The organism is Streptomyces malachitofuscus (genome assembly GCF_055571035.1).
Window position 1 is genome coordinate 81,721 of the sequence record NZ_JBVIGA010000001.1, and the last position, 16,947, is coordinate 98,667.

General features: G+C 72.1%; 12 protein-coding genes. 11 read left to right on the plus strand and 1 reads right to left on the minus strand.

What is annotated here, in order from left to right; all coding sequences use genetic code 11:
• The first annotated feature begins 40 nt into the window (after nucleotides 1-40).
• A complete protein-coding gene (locus ACZ44S_RS00365; RefSeq protein WP_466922567.1) occupies nucleotides 41-1,603 on the plus strand; it encodes a CYTH and CHAD domain-containing protein in 1,563 nt (520 codons plus the stop codon).
• A gap of 73 nt (nucleotides 1,604-1,676) precedes the next feature.
• Nucleotides 1,677-3,656: a TIGR03960 family B12-binding radical SAM protein gene (locus ACZ44S_RS00370; protein ID WP_466922570.1), complete on the plus strand. Its 1,980-nt coding sequence runs from the start codon at nucleotides 1,677-1,679 to the stop codon at nucleotides 3,654-3,656.
• 88 nt (nucleotides 3,657-3,744) lie between these two features.
• Here ACZ44S_RS00370 and ACZ44S_RS00375 read toward each other — a convergent pair whose 3' ends face one another.
• Nucleotides 3,745-4,524: a hypothetical protein gene (locus ACZ44S_RS00375; RefSeq protein ID WP_466922573.1), complete on the minus strand. Its 780-nt coding sequence runs from the start codon at nucleotides 4,522-4,524 to the stop codon at nucleotides 3,745-3,747.
• A gap of 264 nt (nucleotides 4,525-4,788) precedes the next feature.
• On the opposite strand from ACZ44S_RS00375, the gene ACZ44S_RS00380 reads away from it, so the two are divergent.
• From ACZ44S_RS00380 to ACZ44S_RS00420, 9 genes are all read left to right on the plus strand, one after another.
• Complete coding sequence (locus tag ACZ44S_RS00380; protein WP_466922576.1) at nucleotides 4,789-5,856, plus strand: hypothetical protein; 1,068 nt, start codon at nucleotides 4,789-4,791, stop codon at nucleotides 5,854-5,856.
• Nucleotides 5,857-5,904: 48 nt separating this feature from the next.
• Nucleotides 5,905-6,681: a TIGR03936 family radical SAM-associated protein gene (locus ACZ44S_RS00385; protein ID WP_466922579.1), complete on the plus strand. Its 777-nt coding sequence runs from the start codon at nucleotides 5,905-5,907 to the stop codon at nucleotides 6,679-6,681.
• A gap of 261 nt (nucleotides 6,682-6,942) precedes the next feature.
• Nucleotides 6,943-11,280: an Rne/Rng family ribonuclease gene (locus tag ACZ44S_RS00390; RefSeq protein ID WP_466922582.1), complete on the plus strand. Its 4,338-nt coding sequence runs from the start codon at nucleotides 6,943-6,945 to the stop codon at nucleotides 11,278-11,280.
• Nucleotides 11,281-11,452: 172 nt separating this feature from the next.
• Nucleotides 11,453-12,205, plus strand: coding sequence for a phosphocholine cytidylyltransferase family protein (locus tag ACZ44S_RS00395; RefSeq protein ID WP_466922585.1), 753 nt, complete (start codon nucleotides 11,453-11,455; stop codon nucleotides 12,203-12,205).
• A complete protein-coding gene (locus ACZ44S_RS00400; protein ID WP_466922588.1) occupies nucleotides 12,193-13,254 on the plus strand; it encodes an iron-containing alcohol dehydrogenase family protein in 1,062 nt (353 codons plus the stop codon). The genes ACZ44S_RS00395 and ACZ44S_RS00400 overlap by 13 nt, the downstream gene beginning before the upstream one ends.
• A gap of 194 nt (nucleotides 13,255-13,448) precedes the next feature.
• Nucleotides 13,449-13,769, plus strand: a complete 321-nt coding sequence (gene rplU / locus ACZ44S_RS00405) for a 50S ribosomal protein L21 (protein WP_006132815.1) — start codon at nucleotides 13,449-13,451, stop codon at nucleotides 13,767-13,769.
• A 14-nt stretch (nucleotides 13,770-13,783) separates the two neighbouring features.
• Nucleotides 13,784-14,038 (plus strand): 50S ribosomal protein L27, encoded by a 255-nt coding sequence (gene rpmA / locus ACZ44S_RS00410; protein WP_006132816.1) that lies wholly within the window; start codon nucleotides 13,784-13,786, stop codon nucleotides 14,036-14,038.
• Nucleotides 14,039-14,141: 103 nt separating this feature from the next.
• Nucleotides 14,142-15,587 carry a GTPase ObgE gene (gene obgE / locus ACZ44S_RS00415; RefSeq protein ID WP_466922591.1) on the plus strand — a complete coding sequence of 482 codons (1,446 nt, stop codon included), beginning with the start codon at nucleotides 14,142-14,144 and terminating at the stop codon, nucleotides 15,585-15,587.
• Nucleotides 15,588-15,768: 181 nt separating this feature from the next.
• Nucleotides 15,769-16,905: a glycosyltransferase family 2 protein gene (locus tag ACZ44S_RS00420; RefSeq protein ID WP_466922594.1), complete on the plus strand. Its 1,137-nt coding sequence runs from the start codon at nucleotides 15,769-15,771 to the stop codon at nucleotides 16,903-16,905.
• Nucleotides 16,906-16,947 lie beyond the last annotated feature (42 nt).

Consider the following 16,947-nt stretch of genomic DNA (forward strand, 5'->3'; position numbering starts at 1 on the left):
CCCACTGCCGCTCCGCACCCCTGGCGGCTAGATTCGAATCATGGCGGACACCAAGCGCGAGATCGAGCGGAAATACGAGTCGGACCAGGAAGGCCTGCCCGACCTGACCCGCGTCCCCGGCGTCGCATCCGTCCTCGACCGAGGTGTCACCCACCTCGACGCCACCTACCACGACACCGCCGACGAACGCCTCGCCGCGTCCGCCGTCACCCTCCGCCGCCGCACCGGCGGCTCCGACGCCGGCTGGCACCTGAAATTCCCCGTCGCCCCCGGAGTACGCGACGAGATCCGCGCCCCGCTCTCCGACACCCTCCCGGACGAACTCGCCGCCCTCGTCCGCTCCCGCGTCCGCGACCACGCACTGCTGCCCGTGGTCCGGCTCCGCTCCGACCGTGCGGTACGCCACCTCCTCGACACCGACGGACGGCTCCTCGCCGAGGTCAGCGTCGACACCGTCCACGCCCAGCGCCTCACCGGCGACGGCGGCACCGCCCGGTGGACCGAGATCGAGGTCGAACTCGCCGACGACGGCGACCCCGCCTTCCTCGACAAGGTCGAAAAACGCCTGCGCAAGGCCGGCGTACGCCCCTCCGCATCGGCCTCCAAACTGGCCCGGGCCCTGGCCGAGACGGCCCCGGACGGCACCACGACCCCCGCGACCGCACCCACCCCCGCCGTCGCACCCGAAGCGGCCCCGAAACAGAAACGGCGCTCACGGCCGGCCGGACAGCCCGTCACCGCCGCGGACCACGTCCTCGCCTACGTCCGCGCCCAGCGCGACGCCCTCGTCGAGCTCGACCCCGCCGTACGCCAGGACATCCCCGACTCCGTCCACCGCATGAGAGTCGCCACCCGCCGCCTGCGCAGCACCTTCCGCACCTACCGCACCGTCCTCGACCGCGAGACGACCGACCCCGTCGCCACCGACCTGAAATGGCTGGCCGGCGAGCTCGGCCTGGAGCGCGACCAGGAAGTCCTCGCCGAACGCCTCACCACCGCCCTCGGCGAACTGCCCGGCACCCTCGTCCACGGCCCGGTCGCCGACCGCCTCGCCGCCTGGTCCCGGGCCCGGCACAGCGGAGCCCACGGCCGCATCACCGGCATCCTCGACTCCCGCCGCTACCTCACCCTCCTCGACACCCTGGACGCCCTCCTCGCCGACCCGCCCCTGGACAAGAAGGCCGGAACCAAGCCGGCGAAGACCCTCACCAAGGCCGTACGCAAGGACTTCGACAAGCTCACAGGCCTCGTCACCCGGGCCCTCGACCTCCCACCCGGCACCGACCGCGACGTCGCCCTGCACGAGGCCCGCAAGAAGACCAAGCGCACCCGCTACGCCGCCGAGGCCGCCGCCCCCGCACTCGGCGGACCCGCGAAGGACCTCGTCGGCGCCATGAAGTCGCTCCAGGGCCTGCTCGGCGACCACCAGGACAGCGTCATGGCCCGACAGACCCTGCGCGAGCTCGCCGCCGTCGCCCACGCGGCAGGGGAGAACACCTTCACCTACGGCGTCCTCCACGGCCGCGAGGAACACCGCGCACAGGTCGCCGAGGCCGCCCTCCCCGAAGCCTGGACCTCGATCAGGAAGAGCACCGCCCTCTGAACGGCGTACGGGGGACCCCTCCGGCCGGGTTACGCTGGATGGTCACCCCTGTCAGCACACAAAGGTTCGCGAGATGCCTGCCGAAGCCGCCGAGTCTGTGAAATCAGTGTTTCCGCAGCTCGAAGCTCTGCTCCCGCATGTGCAGAAGCCGATCCAGTACGTCGGCGGAGAGCTCAACTCCACGGTCAAGGACTGGGACTCCTGCGACGTCCGCTGGGCGCTCATGTACCCCGACGCCTACGAGGTCGGACTGCCCAACCAGGGCGTCATGATCCTCTACGAGGTCCTCAACGAACAGGACGGCGTCCTCGCCGAGCGCACCTACAGCGTCTGGCCGGACCTCGAGGCGCTGATGCGCGAGCACCACGTCCCGCAGTTCACCGTCGACAGCCACCGCCCGGTCCGGAACTTCGACGTGTTCGGCCTGAGCTTCTCCACCGAGCTCGGCTACACCAACATGCTCACCGCCCTGGACCTGGCCGGCATCCCCCTCGAGGCCAAGGACCGGACGCTGGACGACCCGATCGTCATGGCCGGCGGCCACGCCGCCTTCAACCCCGAGCCGATCGCCGACTTCATCGACTGCGCGGTCATCGGCGACGGCGAGCAGGCCGTCCTCGAGGTCACGCGGATCATCCGCGCCTGGAAGGAGGAGGGCCGCCCCGGCGGCCGCGAGGAACTCCTCTTCCGCCTCGCGCGGACCGGCGGGGTGTACGTCCCCGGCTTCTACGACGTCGAGTACCTCCCCGACGGCCGTATCGCCCGCGTCGTACCGAACAAGTCGGGCGTCCCGTGGCGTGTCTCCAAGCACACGGTGATGGACCTCGACGAGTGGCCCTACCCCAAGCAGCCCCTCGTCCCGCTCGCCGAGACCGTCCACGAGCGCATGTCCGTGGAGATCTTCCGCGGCTGCACCCGCGGCTGCCGCTTCTGCCAGGCGGGCATGATCACCCGCCCGGTCCGCGAGCGCTCGATCACCGGCATCGGCGAGATGGTCGACAAGGGCCTGAAGGCCACGGGCTTCGAGGAGGTCGGCCTTCTCTCCCTGTCCTCCGCCGACCACTCGGAGATCGGCGACATCGCCAAGGGCCTGGCCGACCGCTACGAGGAGGACAAGATCGGCCTCTCCCTCCCCTCCACCCGCGTCGACGCCTTCAACATCGACCTGGCCAACGAGCTGACCCGCAACGGCCGCCGCTCCGGCCTCACCTTCGCCCCCGAGGGCGGCTCGGAGCGCATCCGCAAGGTCATCAACAAGATGGTCTCCGAGGACGACCTGATCCGGACCGTCGCCACCGCCTACGGCAACGGCTGGCGCCAGGTGAAGCTGTACTTCATGTGCGGCCTGCCCACCGAGACCGACGACGACGTCCTCCAGATCGCCGACATGGCCACCCGCGTGATCGCCAAGGGCCGAGAGGTCTCCGGCTCGAACGACATCCGCTGCACGGTCTCCATCGGCGGTTTCGTCCCCAAGCCGCACACCCCCTTCCAGTGGGCGCCGCAGCTCTCCGCCGAGCAGACGGACGAGCGTCTCGGCAAGCTCCGCGACAAGATCCGCGGCGACAAGAAGTACGGCCGTTCCATCGGCTTCCGCTACCACGACGGCAAGCCCGGCATCGTCGAGGGCCTGCTCTCCCGCGGCGACCGCCGCATCGGCGCGGTCATCCGCGCGGTCTACGAGGACGGCGGCCGCTTCGACGGCTGGCGCGAGCACTTCTCCTACGACCGCTGGATGGCGTGCGCGGACAAGGCCCTGGCCGAGTTCGGCGTGGACGTCGACTGGTACACCACCCGTGAGCGCACCTACGAGGAGGTCCTGCCCTGGGACCACCTCGACTCCGGCCTCGACAAGGACTGGCTCTGGGAGGACTGGCAGGACGCCCTCGACGAGACGGAGGTCGAGGACTGCCGCTGGACCCCGTGCTTCGACTGCGGGGTGTGTCCTCAGATGGACACCAGTATTCAAATCGGCCCGACCGGCAAGAAGCTGCTGCCGCTGACGGTCAAGAACGCCGCTCCCACGCCCGCGTCGAGTGGTCACTCCCACTGAAAGCGGCTGCCACTGAAAGCGGCCCCACAGAAAGCGGCCCCCGCCGATGGCGGGGGCCGCTTCTTCGTGTTCGTGGCCGGGGCCGGCGCTACGGGGTCTCGTGGCCGTACGGGCGGATGCGGTGGCGGGGGGCGACCGTGCGGCGGGGCGGGCGGGTGAGGGTGATCTGGCGGACCAGCTGCTGGAAGCAGGCCAGGGCGGCGACGCCCGGCAGGGCCGCCGCGGCCGTGTCGGTGATGGTGCGGGGGGCCTGGGCCACGCAGAGGAGAACCGCGACGGAGGAGAAGAGCAGGACGACGAACCAGGAGTGCAGCGCGCGGCGTTGGTGGAGTGCCGCGCGGAGGATGGAGAGGGATCCCGCGAGCCAGGGGCCGTAGACCAGGATGGGCCACCAGGCCGACGAACTGCCGCTGCTGTGGGCCGTGGTGACCAGCAGCAGGGGCTCGTAGGTGACCACGCCGCTGAAGACGCTCACCATCGACACGGTGACCGCTGCCATGGCGGCGATGACATAGCTGGCGACGCGCAGTGCGTCGGGGCGTTTGCGCGGGGGTTTGCGGTGTCCGCGCGGGGCGCGCAGGGGTGGCAGTTCGGCGGTGATCTCCTGCAGGTTGCCCATGGGGCTGCCGGCAGGGGGCGCGGTGACCGAGGCCTCCTCGCGCGGGGGTGGCACGGTTCTGCCGTACTCCTCGCTGCGGGCCTCCTGGAGCAGATAGGCCAGCTCCTCGGCCGGGTCCCAGGGGGGCACGGCCGGTTCCACGGGATCCGCGTAGACGGCTCCGGCCCGGTGCCGTCCGGTGCCCGCTTCGGGGAATTGGTCCGGGACGTCGGCGCCGTACCAGAGATGGTCGTAGCGTTCATCATTCATGTCAGGATTGATTCGTCGGGCCGGTGGCGACGGTCAACAGCGTTTCTGCGACGTGGAGTTGGAGCGGCCCTGACCTGCTTTCCTTCATACAGCGACTAACGGCGGCTGTTTCACTTGGATGCGCGGCGAATGAGTGAACGGCCGTGGTGACAATTGCTTTGTATAAGCCTCGTAATTGCGGTTTTTCGACTGGCGTTCAGCATATGAGAAATACTTTTCCGGCGTTGCGGGATCCGCGCGGGCGGCTGCGGCGTCCTTGCGGGTATGGAGCTTGAGAAGTCGTCGGAGCGGCCCGCGGGCGGTGAGGGGTGCCTCGTCGTGGCGATCCGCGTTCCCCTGCGGATCCTGGTGCTGGTGCTGGTCGTGCCCGTACGGATGCTGTGGGACGCGTTGGTGGTCGCCGGGCGGTTCCTGAACGACACGGTGCTGAGGCCGGTCGGGCGGGCGCTGCTGTGGGTGGGGCGCGCGGTGTTCGTGTGGCCGTGGGTGGGGCTGTGGCGGTATGTGCTCGTGCCGCTGGGCAGGGGAGTGGCGTGGCTGGGGAGGGTGCTTCTCGTCCTTCCGGCCGTGTGGCTCTACCGATATGTGCTGACTCCCCTCGGGCATGCCGCGACATGGGTGTACGCGCGTGTGCTGACGCCGGTCGGGCACGCGCTCGCCGCCGCCGGGGCAGGGCTGTGGGCGGGAGTGGTGTGGCTGGGGAGGCATCTCCTCGTCGTGCCGTCGGTGTGGGTGTACCGGTGGGTGCTGACACCGGTGGGGCAAGCGCTCGCCTGGTGCGGCCGGGGGCTCGTGTGGTGCGGCCGGGGCTGCGTGTGGCTGGTGACGGTGATCGCCGTCGGGATCGGCACGGGGCTGTACTGGATCGCGCGGATCCTGCTGGTGCTGCCCGCGCTCGCGGTGTGGCGCTGGGTGCTGGCGCCGGCCGGACGGGTGCTCGGTGTGGTCGCGCGGGAGATCGGGGCGGCGCTGGGGCACGCCTGGCGGGTCGCCGGGTATGTCTCGCTCGCCGTGGGGCGGGCCCTCGCGGCCCTCTTCCGGTGGATCTTCGTGGAGCCGGCGCGCTGGGTGTACCGCAGTGTGCTGACCCCGGTGGGACATGCGGTGCGCGACGCCGTGCTGCGGCCCGCCGGCCAGGCCGCGCGTGCCGTGGGCCGGGCCACCCGGCAGGCGCTTCAGTCCGCCCGTGCCTCGGTCCGCCAGGCCCGTGCCGACTTCCGCCGGATGCTGCTGGGCGGACGGGAGGAACCGCAGCTCGCGCACCGGCGGGAACCTACCGGCCGGGAGGCACGTACTCTTGGTAGCAGTACGACCGCTCTCACGAAGGACTGAAGAACACTGGGCAAGCGACAGCCCGAAGGCCCGCCGCCCGCACCCGCGGTGCAGCGCATCCGACTGCGTTACACCAAGCGCGGCCGCCTCCGGTTCACCAGCCACCGTGACTTCCAGCGTGCTTTCGAGCGCGCGCTGCGCCGCGCCGAGGTGCCGATGGCGTACTCGGCGGGGTTCACGCCGCACCCGAAGGTGTCGTATGCCAATGCCGCACCCACCGGCACGGGCAGTGAGGCGGAGTACCTGGAGATCGCGCTCACCGAGCCGCGCGACCCCGAGCGGCTCCGGGCCCTTCTCGACGAGTCGATGCCCGCCGGGCTCGACATCGTCGAGGCGGTCGAGGCCCGCTCGTCGGGTCTCGCCGACCGGCTCACGGCTTCCGTGTGGGAGCTGCGGCTGGACGGCGTCGCCCCCGAGGACGCCCGCCGCGCGGTGGACGTCTTCAACGCGGCCCAGGCCGTGGAGGTCCAGCGCCGCACCAAGAACGGCGTCCGCACCTTCGACGCCCGCTCGGCGGTGGCCCACCTGGAGAGCGTGGAAACGCACTCGTCGCCGGCTGATAGGCCGACCGACCAGCCCTGTGCGATACTGCGCCTGGTTGTTCGGCACGTGACGCCTGCCGTACGACCCGACGACGTCCTGTCCGGTCTCCGCGCCGTGGCCGACCTGGCGCCGCCGGTCCCCGCAGCGGTGACCAGGCTGGCGCAGGGGCTGTTCGATGAAGAGACCGGCACGGTGACCGACCCGCTCGCGCCCGACCGCGAGGCAGCAGCGACCGAGCCGCATCCGGCCGGCGCCACTGCCGCCGCGCCGGCGCCGGCGTAAGGAAGGTCCCGCGCAGGGACGTACGTCGTAAGCGCCGCCCTTGAACTCGGGAGCCACCTGGGTCGGGCAGCGCACCGACCAGAAGACTTTCGCCAGGCCGTACGCATTCGGCGTACGGAACCGGCGAGACAGGACACAGAGAGCTCCCGAGCGGCGCCCGCGCCCCGGACGGCGGCAACCGCGCATCGCGCGAGCCGCGGACGTCACCGGCATCGCCGGACCAGGTGCGGCGCCCGGGAGCCTGACGGGAGAAACGCCCGCATGCTCGAACCGATCGAGCCCACCGAGGGCTCCGAACCGAACACTCCGAGCGACACCCTGCCGCCGAGGCGGCGGCGCCGTGCCGCGTCCCGCCCGGCGGGTCCGCCCGCCGCCACGGCCGGTACGACGGCCGAGACCGTCGAGCCGGCCATACCGGCCGCGGAGAGTGCCGACGTCCCTGAGTCGCCCGAGCCCGCTGAGCTCGTGGAGGACCGGGAGAGCGCGGAGAAGGAGACCGAGGCCGCCGCGCCTCGGCGTCGTCGTGTGGTCCGCCGTGCGGCCGCGCCCGCCGGGGCACCGGCGTCCGCGGAGGCCGCGGAGACGGTCGTGCCGACGACTCCGGCCGCGTCCGGGACCGCTCCGGCGGCCGAGGCCGTCCCTGAGCCCGCCCCCGAGGCCGACGCCGCTCCGCGCCGTACCCGTCGCCGGGCGACGCGCTCCGTGACCTCGCCGGTGGAGACCGCGGAGACCGCGGAGACCACGGCCGCGCCCGCGGACAGTGCCGAGGCCGCCGAGACCGTTGGGACGCAGGACGCCCCCGAGGCCCGCGAGGCCGACCCGGCCGCCGAGGCCGACGCCGCTCCGCGCCGTACCCGTCGCCGGGCCACCCGCACGGTGACCGCGCCCGCGGAGACCACGACCGCGCCCGCGGACAGCGCCGAGGCCGCCGAGACCGTTGGGACGCAGGACGCCCCCGAGGCCCGCGAGGCCGCCGAGGCCGACGCCGCTCCGCGCCGTACCCGTCGCCGGGCCACCCGCACGGTGACCGCGCCCGCGGAGACCACGGCCGCGCCCGCCGAGGCATCCGAGGCCCCCGTCGCCGCCGAAGCCTCCGAGGCCGGCGAAGACACCGCTCCCCGCCGCACCCGGCGCCGCGCCTCGCGCAGTGCGTCCGCTCCGGCCGGCGCGCCGGTGACCGCCGCGACGGCGGAGGGCGGCGCCGAGGAGACCGAGCAGGCCGCCCCGACCGCCGAGGAGGCCCTGGTGACCGAGCACGACAAGCAGGACGAGACCCCCGTCGAGCAGCCCGCCGCCCAAGCTCCCGAGGCCGGGCAGGCCCCCGCCGAGGAGGCCGCGCCGCGCCGTCGCCGTCGCGTCGTCCGCAAGGCCGCCGCCGGGTTCGCCGAACCCGCGCGCACCGCCCGGGCCGCCGAGGTCGAGGAGGCGGAGGAGGCGGAGAACTCGCCGCGGCGCCCCGCGCGCCCCGCCGTCGCCGTGTTCCAGCCGCCGGTGTTCACCGAGCCCCGTTTCCAGACCCCCGAGCGTGCCGCCGCCGAGGCGGCGGCCGAGGTTGCCGAGCCGGTGGAGCCGCAGGAGACCGAGGAGCTGCCGGAGGAGCAGCCCGCAGCCTCCCGCCGCCGTCGCCGGCGCCGGGGCGCGGGTGACGCCGAGGAGACCGCGCAGGCCGCCCCGGCCGCCGAGGAAGCCCCCGCGGCTCGTGCCGAGGACGAGGCGGAGGAGGCCGAGGAGCCGGCCGAGGACCACGCGAACGCCGACACCGAGGACCAGGACGACAGCGAGTCCTCCGGTTCCCGCCGTCGCCGTCGCCGCGGTGGCCGTCGCCGCCGTCGCGGCGAGTCCGCCGAGACGGAGGCCGAGGGCGACGAGTCCGGCGAAGGGGACGCCGACACCGAGCGCATCTCCGCCGAGCAGGCCGCCCAGGACGCCGAGGACACCGCCGAGCAGGCGGAGGAGGACGCCGAGGACCGCGAGGACTCCGGTGGCTCCAGCAGCAGCCGTCGCCGTCGCCGCCGCCGTCGCCGGGCCGGTGACGGCGCCGCCGAGGGCGAGTCCTCCGGCGACGACCCGGAGCGCACGGTCGTCAAGGTGCGCGAGCCGCGCAAGGCGTCCGAGCCGTCGGACGAGGTGCAGTCCATCAAGGGCTCCACGCGTCTGGAGGCGAAGAAGCAGCGCCGCCGCGAAGGCCGCGAGCAGGGCCGCCGGCGCGTGCCGATCATCACCGAGGCCGAGTTCCTGGCCCGCCGTGAGGCCGTCGAGCGCGTCATGGTGGTGCGCCAGCACGGCGACCGCACGCAGATCGGCGTCCTGGAGGACGGGGTGCTCGTCGAGCACTACGTCAACAAGGAGCAGGCGACGTCGTACGTCGGCAACGTCTACCTCGGCAAGGTGCAGAACGTGCTGCCGTCGATGGAGGCCGCCTTCATCGACATCGGCAAGGGCCGCAACGCGGTGCTCTACGCCGGTGAGGTCAACTTCGAGGCGCTCGGCATGTCGGGCGGCCCGCGCCGCATCGAGTCCGCGCTGAAGTCGGGCCAGTCGGTCCTGGTCCAGGTGACCAAGGACCCGATCGGCCACAAGGGCGCCCGTCTGACCAGCCAGGTCTCCCTCCCGGGCCGCTACCTCGTGTACGTGCCCGAGGGCTCGATGACCGGCATCAGCCGCAAGCTGCCCGACACCGAGCGGTCCCGGCTGAAGACCATCCTCAAGAAGGTCGTCCCCGAGGACGCGGGCGTCATCGTGCGCACCGCCGCCGAGGGCGCCAGCGAGGACGAACTGCGCCGCGACGTCGAGCGTCTCCAGGCGCAGTGGGAGGAGATCAAGAAGAAGTCCAAGAACGGCGGCACCGCGCCGACGCTGCTGTACGGCGAGCCGGACATGACCGTCCGGGTCGTGCGGGACATCTTCAACGAGGACTTCTCCAAGGTCGTCGTCAGCGGTGACGAGGCCTGGGAGACCATCCACGGGTACGTGTCGCACGTGGCGCCGGACCTGGCCGAGCGGCTGTCGAGGTGGACCAGCGAGGTCGACGCCTTCGCCACGTACCGGATCGACGAGCAGCTCGCCAAGGCGCTGGACCGCAAGGTCTGGCTGCCCAGCGGCGGTTCGCTGGTGATCGACCGGACCGAGGCGATGGTCGTCATCGACGTCAACACCGGCAAGTTCACCGGCCAGGGCGGCAACCTCGAGGAGACGGTCACCAGGAACAACCTGGAGGCGGCCGAGGAGATCGTGCGTCAGCTGCGGCTGCGCGACCTCGGCGGCATCATCGTCATCGACTTCATCGACATGGTGCTGGAGTCCAACCGGGACCTGGTGCTGCGGCGCCTGCTGGAGTGCCTGGGCCGGGACCGTACGAAGCACCAGGTCGCCGAGGTGACGTCGCTGGGCCTGGTGCAGATGACCCGCAAGCGGGTCGGCCAGGGCCTGCTGGAGTCGTTCTCGGAGACCTGCGTCCACTGCAACGGGCGCGGTGTCATCGTGCACCTGGACCAGCCGTCCGCCGTCGGTGGCGGCGGCAAGCGCCGCAAGCGGGCGCGGGCCGGTGCGGCGGAGCAGCCGCACGAGCACGAGGCCGCCGTGGCCGTCGAGACGCCCGAGCAGGAGGCCGAGGCGGAGTCGGTGGCCGAGGTCGCCGCCGAGGCCGCGGAGCCCGTCGCGCTTCCGGCCCCCGAGTTCACCCCGGACGAGGAGCTGTACAGCAGCGCGGCCGAGGCGGAGGCCGCGGCCACCCGTGGGCGTACGCGCCGCCGGGCGAGCCGACGGGTGTCCGCCCCGGCGGGGGCCCCGAAGCGGGAGGCCGAGAAGGCCGGCCGGCACAAGGCACAGGAGCCCGCGCCGGCCGTGGAGACCGAGCCCGAGGCCGTCCCGACGGCCCAGGACGTGACCGCCGCGCAGGAGGTGGCGCGTCCGGTGCAGCCGGAGTCGGCCGCCGAGGCGCTGGCCGAGCCCGCCGCCGTCGAGGACGCGGTGGTCCCGGAGCCCGCCGCCGAGGAGGCCGCCCCCAAGGGCCGCACGCGTCGTCGGGCCACCCGCAAGGTGTCCGCGCCGGCCGGTTCCCCGGCGGGAGCGGAGGCCGCGGTGGTGACGGTCACCGAGACCGCGAAGGCGGAGGAGACGCCTCAGGCCGAGGAGGCCCCGGCCGAGGTGAGCGCCCCGGCCGAGGCGGCTGCCCCGGCGGAGCCCGAGGCCCCGGCCCGTCCGCGCCGTCGCGCGGTGCGCAAGCCGAGCACCTCCACCGCTTCCGAGGACGCGGCCGTGACGGTCGTCCCGTCGGCCCCGGCGCAGGAGCCGGCCGGGGAGCCCGCCGGCGAGGGTGCCGAGGGCGAGGCCGCCGAGGAAGCCGCTCCGGCCAAGAAGACCGCCCGCAAGGCGGCCAAGAAGGCCACGGCGAAGAAGGCCGCCACGAAGAAGACGACGACGGCCAAGAAGACCGCCGCGAAGAAGACGACGGCCAAGAAGGCGGCGAAGACCACCAAGGCGGCCGCCACCAAGACGACGACCGCCAGGACGACCGCGAAGAAGGCGGCGCCGAAGAAGACCGCGGCCGCGGACCAGCAGCCGCCGTCCTCGGTCACGGCCGTGACCGACGAGGGCTGAGCGGCCGTCTACGCTGTGTGGTCCTGTCCCCCGTGGACAGGACCACACCCTTTCCCAAGGGCAGCGCCCACCTGCGCCCACAGCGCGCGGACGTGCCCGTCAGACAGTTCTGCCGCCGAGATGACACATCCCCGACTCGGTCGGACCCGGGGAACGTAAGGAGACAACCGCGATGATAGGCCTCGTGCTTGCGGCCGGCGCCGGACGCCGTCTGCGCCCCTACACCGACACCCTGCCCAAGGCGCTGGTGCCGGTGGGCGCGGAGGGCGACCCGGACGGGGTGACGGTCCTGGACCTGACCCTCGCCAACTTCGCCGAGATCGGGCTGACCGAGGTCGGTGTCATCGTCGGCTACCGCAAGGAGGCCGTGTACGAGCGCAAGGCGGCCCTGGAGGCGAAGTACGGGCTGAAGCTGACGCTCATCGACAACGACAAGGCCGAGGAGTGGAACAACGCCTACTCGCTGTGGTGCGGGCGTGACGCCCTCAAGGACGGTGTGATCCTCGCCAACGGCGACACGGTGCACCCGGTGTCGGTGGAGAAGACCCTGCTGGCCGCGCGCGGTGACGGCAGGAGGATCATCCTCGCGCTGGACACGGTGAAGAAGCTCGCCGACGAGGAGATGAAGGTCGTCGTCGACCCCGAGAAGGGGATGACGCGGATCACCAAGCTGATGGACCCGGCGGAGGCGACCGGTGAGTACATCGGTGTCACGCTGATCGAGGGCGAGGCGGCCGGGGAGCTGGCGGACGCGCTGAAGGCGACCTTCGAGCGCGACCCGCAGCTGTACTACGAGGACGGCTACCAGGAGCTGGTGAACCGCGGCTTCCGGATCGACGTGGCGCCGATCGGCGACGTCAAGTGGGTCGAGATCGACAACCACGACGACCTCGCCCGCGGACGGGAGATCGCGTGCCAGTACTGACCCGGCTCATCCCCTCGCCGGTCGTCGTCGACATCCGCCCGGGCGCCCTCGACGACCTGGCGAACGTCCTCGCGGACCAGCGGATCTCCCAGTCGGGCAGACTCGCGGTGGCGATCAGCGGCGGCTCCGGGGCCCGGCTGCGGGAGCGGCTGTCGCCCGCCCTGCCGGGGGCCGACTGGTTCGAGGTGGGTGGCGGCACCATCGACGACGCGGTGCGGCTGGCCGACAAGATGAAGTCCGGCCGCTACGACGCGGTCGTCGGACTCGGCGGCGGCAAGGTCATCGACTGCGCGAAGTACTCCGCGGCGCGCATCGGGCTGCCCATGGTCGCCGTGGCCACCAACCTCTCGCACGACGGCATCTGCTCGCCCGTCTCCATCCTGGACAACGACGCGGGCCGCGGCTCGTACGGTGTGCCCACGCCCATCGCGCTGCTCATCGACCTCTCGGTGATACGCGAGGCGCCGATCCGGTTCGTGCGGTCGGGGATCGGGGACGCGCTGTCCAACATCTCCGCGGTCGCCGACTGGGAACTGTCCCACCGCGTCAACGGCGAGAAGGTGGACGGCCTCGCCGCGGCGATGGCCCGGCAGGCCGGTGAGGCCGTGCTGCGCCACCCCGGTGGCTGCGGCGACGACGGCTTCCTGACCGTGCTGTCCGAGGGCCTGGTGCTGTCGGGCATCGCCATGTCGATCGCGGGGCACACCCGGCCCTCCTCGGGGGCCTGCCACGAGATCAGTCACGCGCTCGACCTGTTGTATCCCCGGCGTGCCGCCAGCCATGGCGAGCAGGTCGGCATCGGCGCGGCGTTCGCGATGCATCTGCGGGGCGACCACGAGAGCTCCCGGATGATGGCCGACGCGCTCCGCCGGCACGGGCTGCCGGTCGTCGCGCGGGAGATCGGCTTCGACGACGAGGAGTTCGTCCGCGCCGTCGGGTTCGCCCCCGAGACCCGCCCGGGCCGCTACACGATCCTGGAGCACCTGGAGCTGTCGCCGGCGCAGATCAAGGACGCGTACGCGGACTACGTCGCGTCGGTCGGCGGCTGACGCAGGGGGTCCGGTTTGACCCCCGTGGGCCGGGCCCCGTAACCTTGACCGTCGGCGTGTCCATCGGGACCGCCACATCCCCGTAAACCTCTTCCTCCCGGACGCGGACCGCGATCGGGAGAGGTCGTCCGCGTGTGTGCGTGGGCGGCTGGCCTGCGGGGGTGCCGTTCTACGAGTGAGAGAGTGAGATCCGCGTGTACGCCATCGTGCGCAGCGGTGGTCGCCAGCACAAGGTTGCTGTCGGCGACATCGTCGAGGTTGACAAGATTTCCACCGCCAAGGTCGGCGACACGGTCGAGCTCTCGACCCTGCTCGTCGTCGACGGCGACTCCGTGACCAGCGACCCGTGGGTGCTGGCCGGCATCAAGGTTCAGGCCGAGGTCGTGGACCACCACAAGGGCCAGAAGATCGACATTCTGCGCTACAAGAACAAGACCGGCTACCGCCGTCGTCAGGGCCACCGCCAGCAGTACACGGCGATCAAGGTCACTGAGATCCCCGCGGCTGCGAAGTAAGGGACTGAGGAGAGATGGCACACAAGAAGGGCGCATCGTCCACCCGCAACGGTCGTGACTCCAACGCTCAGCGCCTCGGCGTGAAGCGCTTCGGCGGTCAGGTCGTCAACGCGGGCGAGATCCTGGTCCGCCAGCGCGGCACCCACTTCCACCCGGGCGCCGGCGTCGGCCGTGGCGGCGACGACACCCTGTTCGCGCTGCAGGCCGGTTCGGTGCAGTTCGGCACCAGCCGTGGCCGCAAGGTCGTGAACATCGTTCCGGTCGCCTGATCGGACACTTTCGCGAGGCGGACCTCACTTCCCCGACGGGAAGCGGGTCCGCCTTTCGCGTGTTACCCAAGAGACAACCCCGTAGTAACTGGAGGCACATTCCATGACCACCTTCGTGGACCGCGTCGAACTGCATGTCGCCGCGGGTAGCGGAGGTCACGGCTGTGCCTCCGTCCATCGTGAGAAGTTCAAGCCGCTCGGCGGCCCCGACGGGGGCAACGGCGGACGCGGCGGCGATGTGATCCTCACCGTCGACCAGTCCGTGACCACCCTGCTCGACTACCACCACTCGCCGCACCGCAAGGCCACCAACGGCAAGCCCGGCGAGGGCGGCAACCGCAGCGGCAAGGACGGCCAGGACCTGGTCCTGCCCGTGCCGGACGGCACCGTGGTGCTCGACAAGGCGGGCAACGTCCTCGCCGACCTCGTCGGGCACGGCACCTCGTACGTCGCGGCCCAGGGCGGACGCGGCGGGCTCGGGAACGCCGCCCTCGCCTCGGCGCGGCGCAAGGCGCCCGGCTTCGCGCTCCTCGGTGAGCCGGGGGACCTCCAGGACATCGTCCTGGAGCTGAAGACCGTCGCGGACGTGGCGCTCGTGGGCTATCCGAGCGCCGGCAAGTCGTCCCTGATCTCCGTGCTCAGCGCCGCCAAGCCGAAGATCGCCGATTATCCCTTCACCACGCTCGTGCCCAACCTCGGTGTGGTCACCGCCGGTTCGACCGTGTACACCATCGCCGACGTGCCGGGACTGATCCCGGGCGCCAGCCAGGGCAAGGGTCTCGGCCTGGAGTTCCTGCGGCACGTGGAGCGGTGCAGCGTGCTGGTGCACGTGCTGGACACCGCCACCCTGGAGTCCGACCGCGACCCCGTCTCCGACCTCGACATCATCGAGGAGGAGCTGCGGCAGTACGGCGGTCTCGACAACCGGCCGCGGATCGTCGTCCTCAACAAGATCGACGTACCCGACGGCAAGGACCTCGCCGAGATGGTGCGGCCGGACCTCGAGGCGCGCGGTTACCGCGTCTTCGAGGTGTCCGCCGTGGCCCACACCGGGCTGCGCGAGCTGTCCTTCGCGCTCGCCGAGCTGGTGGCCGCGGCGCGTGCCGCCAGGCCGAAGGAGGAGGCGACGCGGATCGTCATCCGGCCCAAGGCCGTGGACGACGCCGGTTTCACCGTCACCCGCGAGGAGGTCGGCGGGGAGCCGCTGTTCCGGGTGCGCGGCGAGAAGCCCGAACGCTGGGTCCGCCAGACCGACTTCAACAACGACGAGGCCGTCGGCTACCTCGCCGACCGGCTGAACCGCCTCGGTGTCGAGGAGGAGCTGATGAAGGCCGGTGCCCGCACCGGCAACGGTGTGGCCATCGGACCCGAGGAGAACGCCGTCGTCTTCGACTGGGAGCCGACCGTCACCGCCGGTGCCGAGATGCTCGGCCGCCGCGGCGAGGACCACCGCTTCGAGGCGCCCCGCCCGGCCGCGCAGCGCCGCCGCGACCGCCAGGCCGAACGGGACGAGTCCGAGCGGGAGTACGACGACTTCGAGCCGTTCTAGATCCCGGACGCTCCGTGCGGGAGGTGCCCCGGGACGAGTCATCGGCCCGGGGCACCTCCATGTCCGGCCGCACACACGGGAATTGACGGAGCGTCAACTGTTACGAGATCTTGCACTGGCCGACGGGTCGTCGAAACGGGACGGGAGAAATCGGGAGTTACGGTGATCAGAAACGCTGCTCGTGGGGGGCACTTTGAACACCGAGCCCGTACCGGGGCCCACCGTATCCGTGGTCATCCCGGTCTACAACGCGGTTGATCACCTCGAGGAATGTCTGCAGTCGATCGCGGACCAGTCCCTGGGATTCGACCGCCTCGAGATCGTCGCCGTGGACGACGCGTCCACGGACCGCAGCGCGGACTTACTGGACGCCTGGGCGGCACGGCACCCCGGGCGCGTCCGCGTCGTGCGGCTGGAGGAGAACACCGGCGCCCCGGGCGGGCCGCGCAACCGCGGCATCGAGGACGCCACCGGCGAGTTCCTGTTCTTCGCGGATCCCGACGACCGCCTCGGCACCGAGGCGCTGGAACGGATGGTGGGGGCCGCCCGGCGGGGCGACTCCGACGTGGTGCTCGGACGCATCAGGGGAGTGGGCCGCAAGGCGCCGGTCACACCGTTCCGCAAGAACGTCGAGGGCGGGGACCTCTTCTCCTGCAAGGCCGTGTGGACCCTCACCGCGCACAAGCTGTTCCGTCGCAGCCTCGTCGAGGAGCACGGGCTGCGCTTCGCCGAGGGGGTCCGGCTGGCCGAGGAGCAGATGTTCGTCGTCCCGGCCTATCTGCACGCCCGGTCGATCTCCGTGGTGGCCGACTACGACTGCTACCACCTGATCCACCGGGACGGCTTCCCGCACCTGACCCACGAGGTCCCCGACCCCGCCCCCTTCTACGCCAACCTGCGTGACGTACTGGGCGTGGTGGTGGACCATGTGCCACCCGGCAGCCGGCGCAACAGCCTGCTGTACCGCTGGCTCACCCTGGAGATACTCGGCCGTTTCAAGGAGTCCTTCGCCGACCTGCCGGACGAGACACGGGCCCTGCATGTGGAGCTCGCCGGGCAGCTGGTGCGCGAGTACGCCCCGCCGGAACTGGTGGCCGAGCTGCCGCCGCTCTCCCGGCTGCGCTGCCTGCTGCTCTCCCAGGGAGCGGTGGAGGAGCTCACCGCGCTGTGCGCCCTGGTGCCCAGGCCGCGACCGGCGGCGGAGTGCCCGTCCGTCACGCCGGTACCGCACACGCGCCCGCGTCTGCGAGGCCGGATCCGCGCCCTGACCGTCGCGCTGGCCGGCCGCACGCGTCCGGCCGGGAAGGCCGGGCACTGAGACGCCAGGGCCCGGGGAAGCGGGAAACGGCGACGGCCGGAC

What these genes read in the sequence shown, in the direction of transcription:
- ACZ44S_RS00365 (WP_466922567.1), top strand. Translation starts at nt 41, where the DNA reads ATGGCGGACACCAAGCGCGAGATCGAGCGGAAATACGAGTCGGACCAG.
- ACZ44S_RS00370 (WP_466922570.1), top strand. Translation starts at nt 1,677, where the DNA reads ATGCCTGCCGAAGCCGCCGAGTCTGTGAAATCAGTGTTTCCGCAGCTC.
- ACZ44S_RS00375 (WP_466922573.1), bottom strand. Translation starts at nt 4,524, where the DNA reads ATGAATGATGAACGCTACGACCATCTCTGGTACGGCGCCGACGTCCCG.
- ACZ44S_RS00380 (WP_466922576.1), top strand. Translation starts at nt 4,789, where the DNA reads ATGGAGCTTGAGAAGTCGTCGGAGCGGCCCGCGGGCGGTGAGGGGTGC.
- ACZ44S_RS00390 (WP_466922582.1), top strand. Translation starts at nt 6,943, where the DNA reads ATGCTCGAACCGATCGAGCCCACCGAGGGCTCCGAACCGAACACTCCG.
- ACZ44S_RS00395 (WP_466922585.1), top strand. Translation starts at nt 11,453, where the DNA reads ATGATAGGCCTCGTGCTTGCGGCCGGCGCCGGACGCCGTCTGCGCCCC.
- rpmA (WP_006132816.1), top strand. Translation starts at nt 13,784, where the DNA reads ATGGCACACAAGAAGGGCGCATCGTCCACCCGCAACGGTCGTGACTCC.
- obgE (WP_466922591.1), top strand. Translation starts at nt 14,142, where the DNA reads ATGACCACCTTCGTGGACCGCGTCGAACTGCATGTCGCCGCGGGTAGC.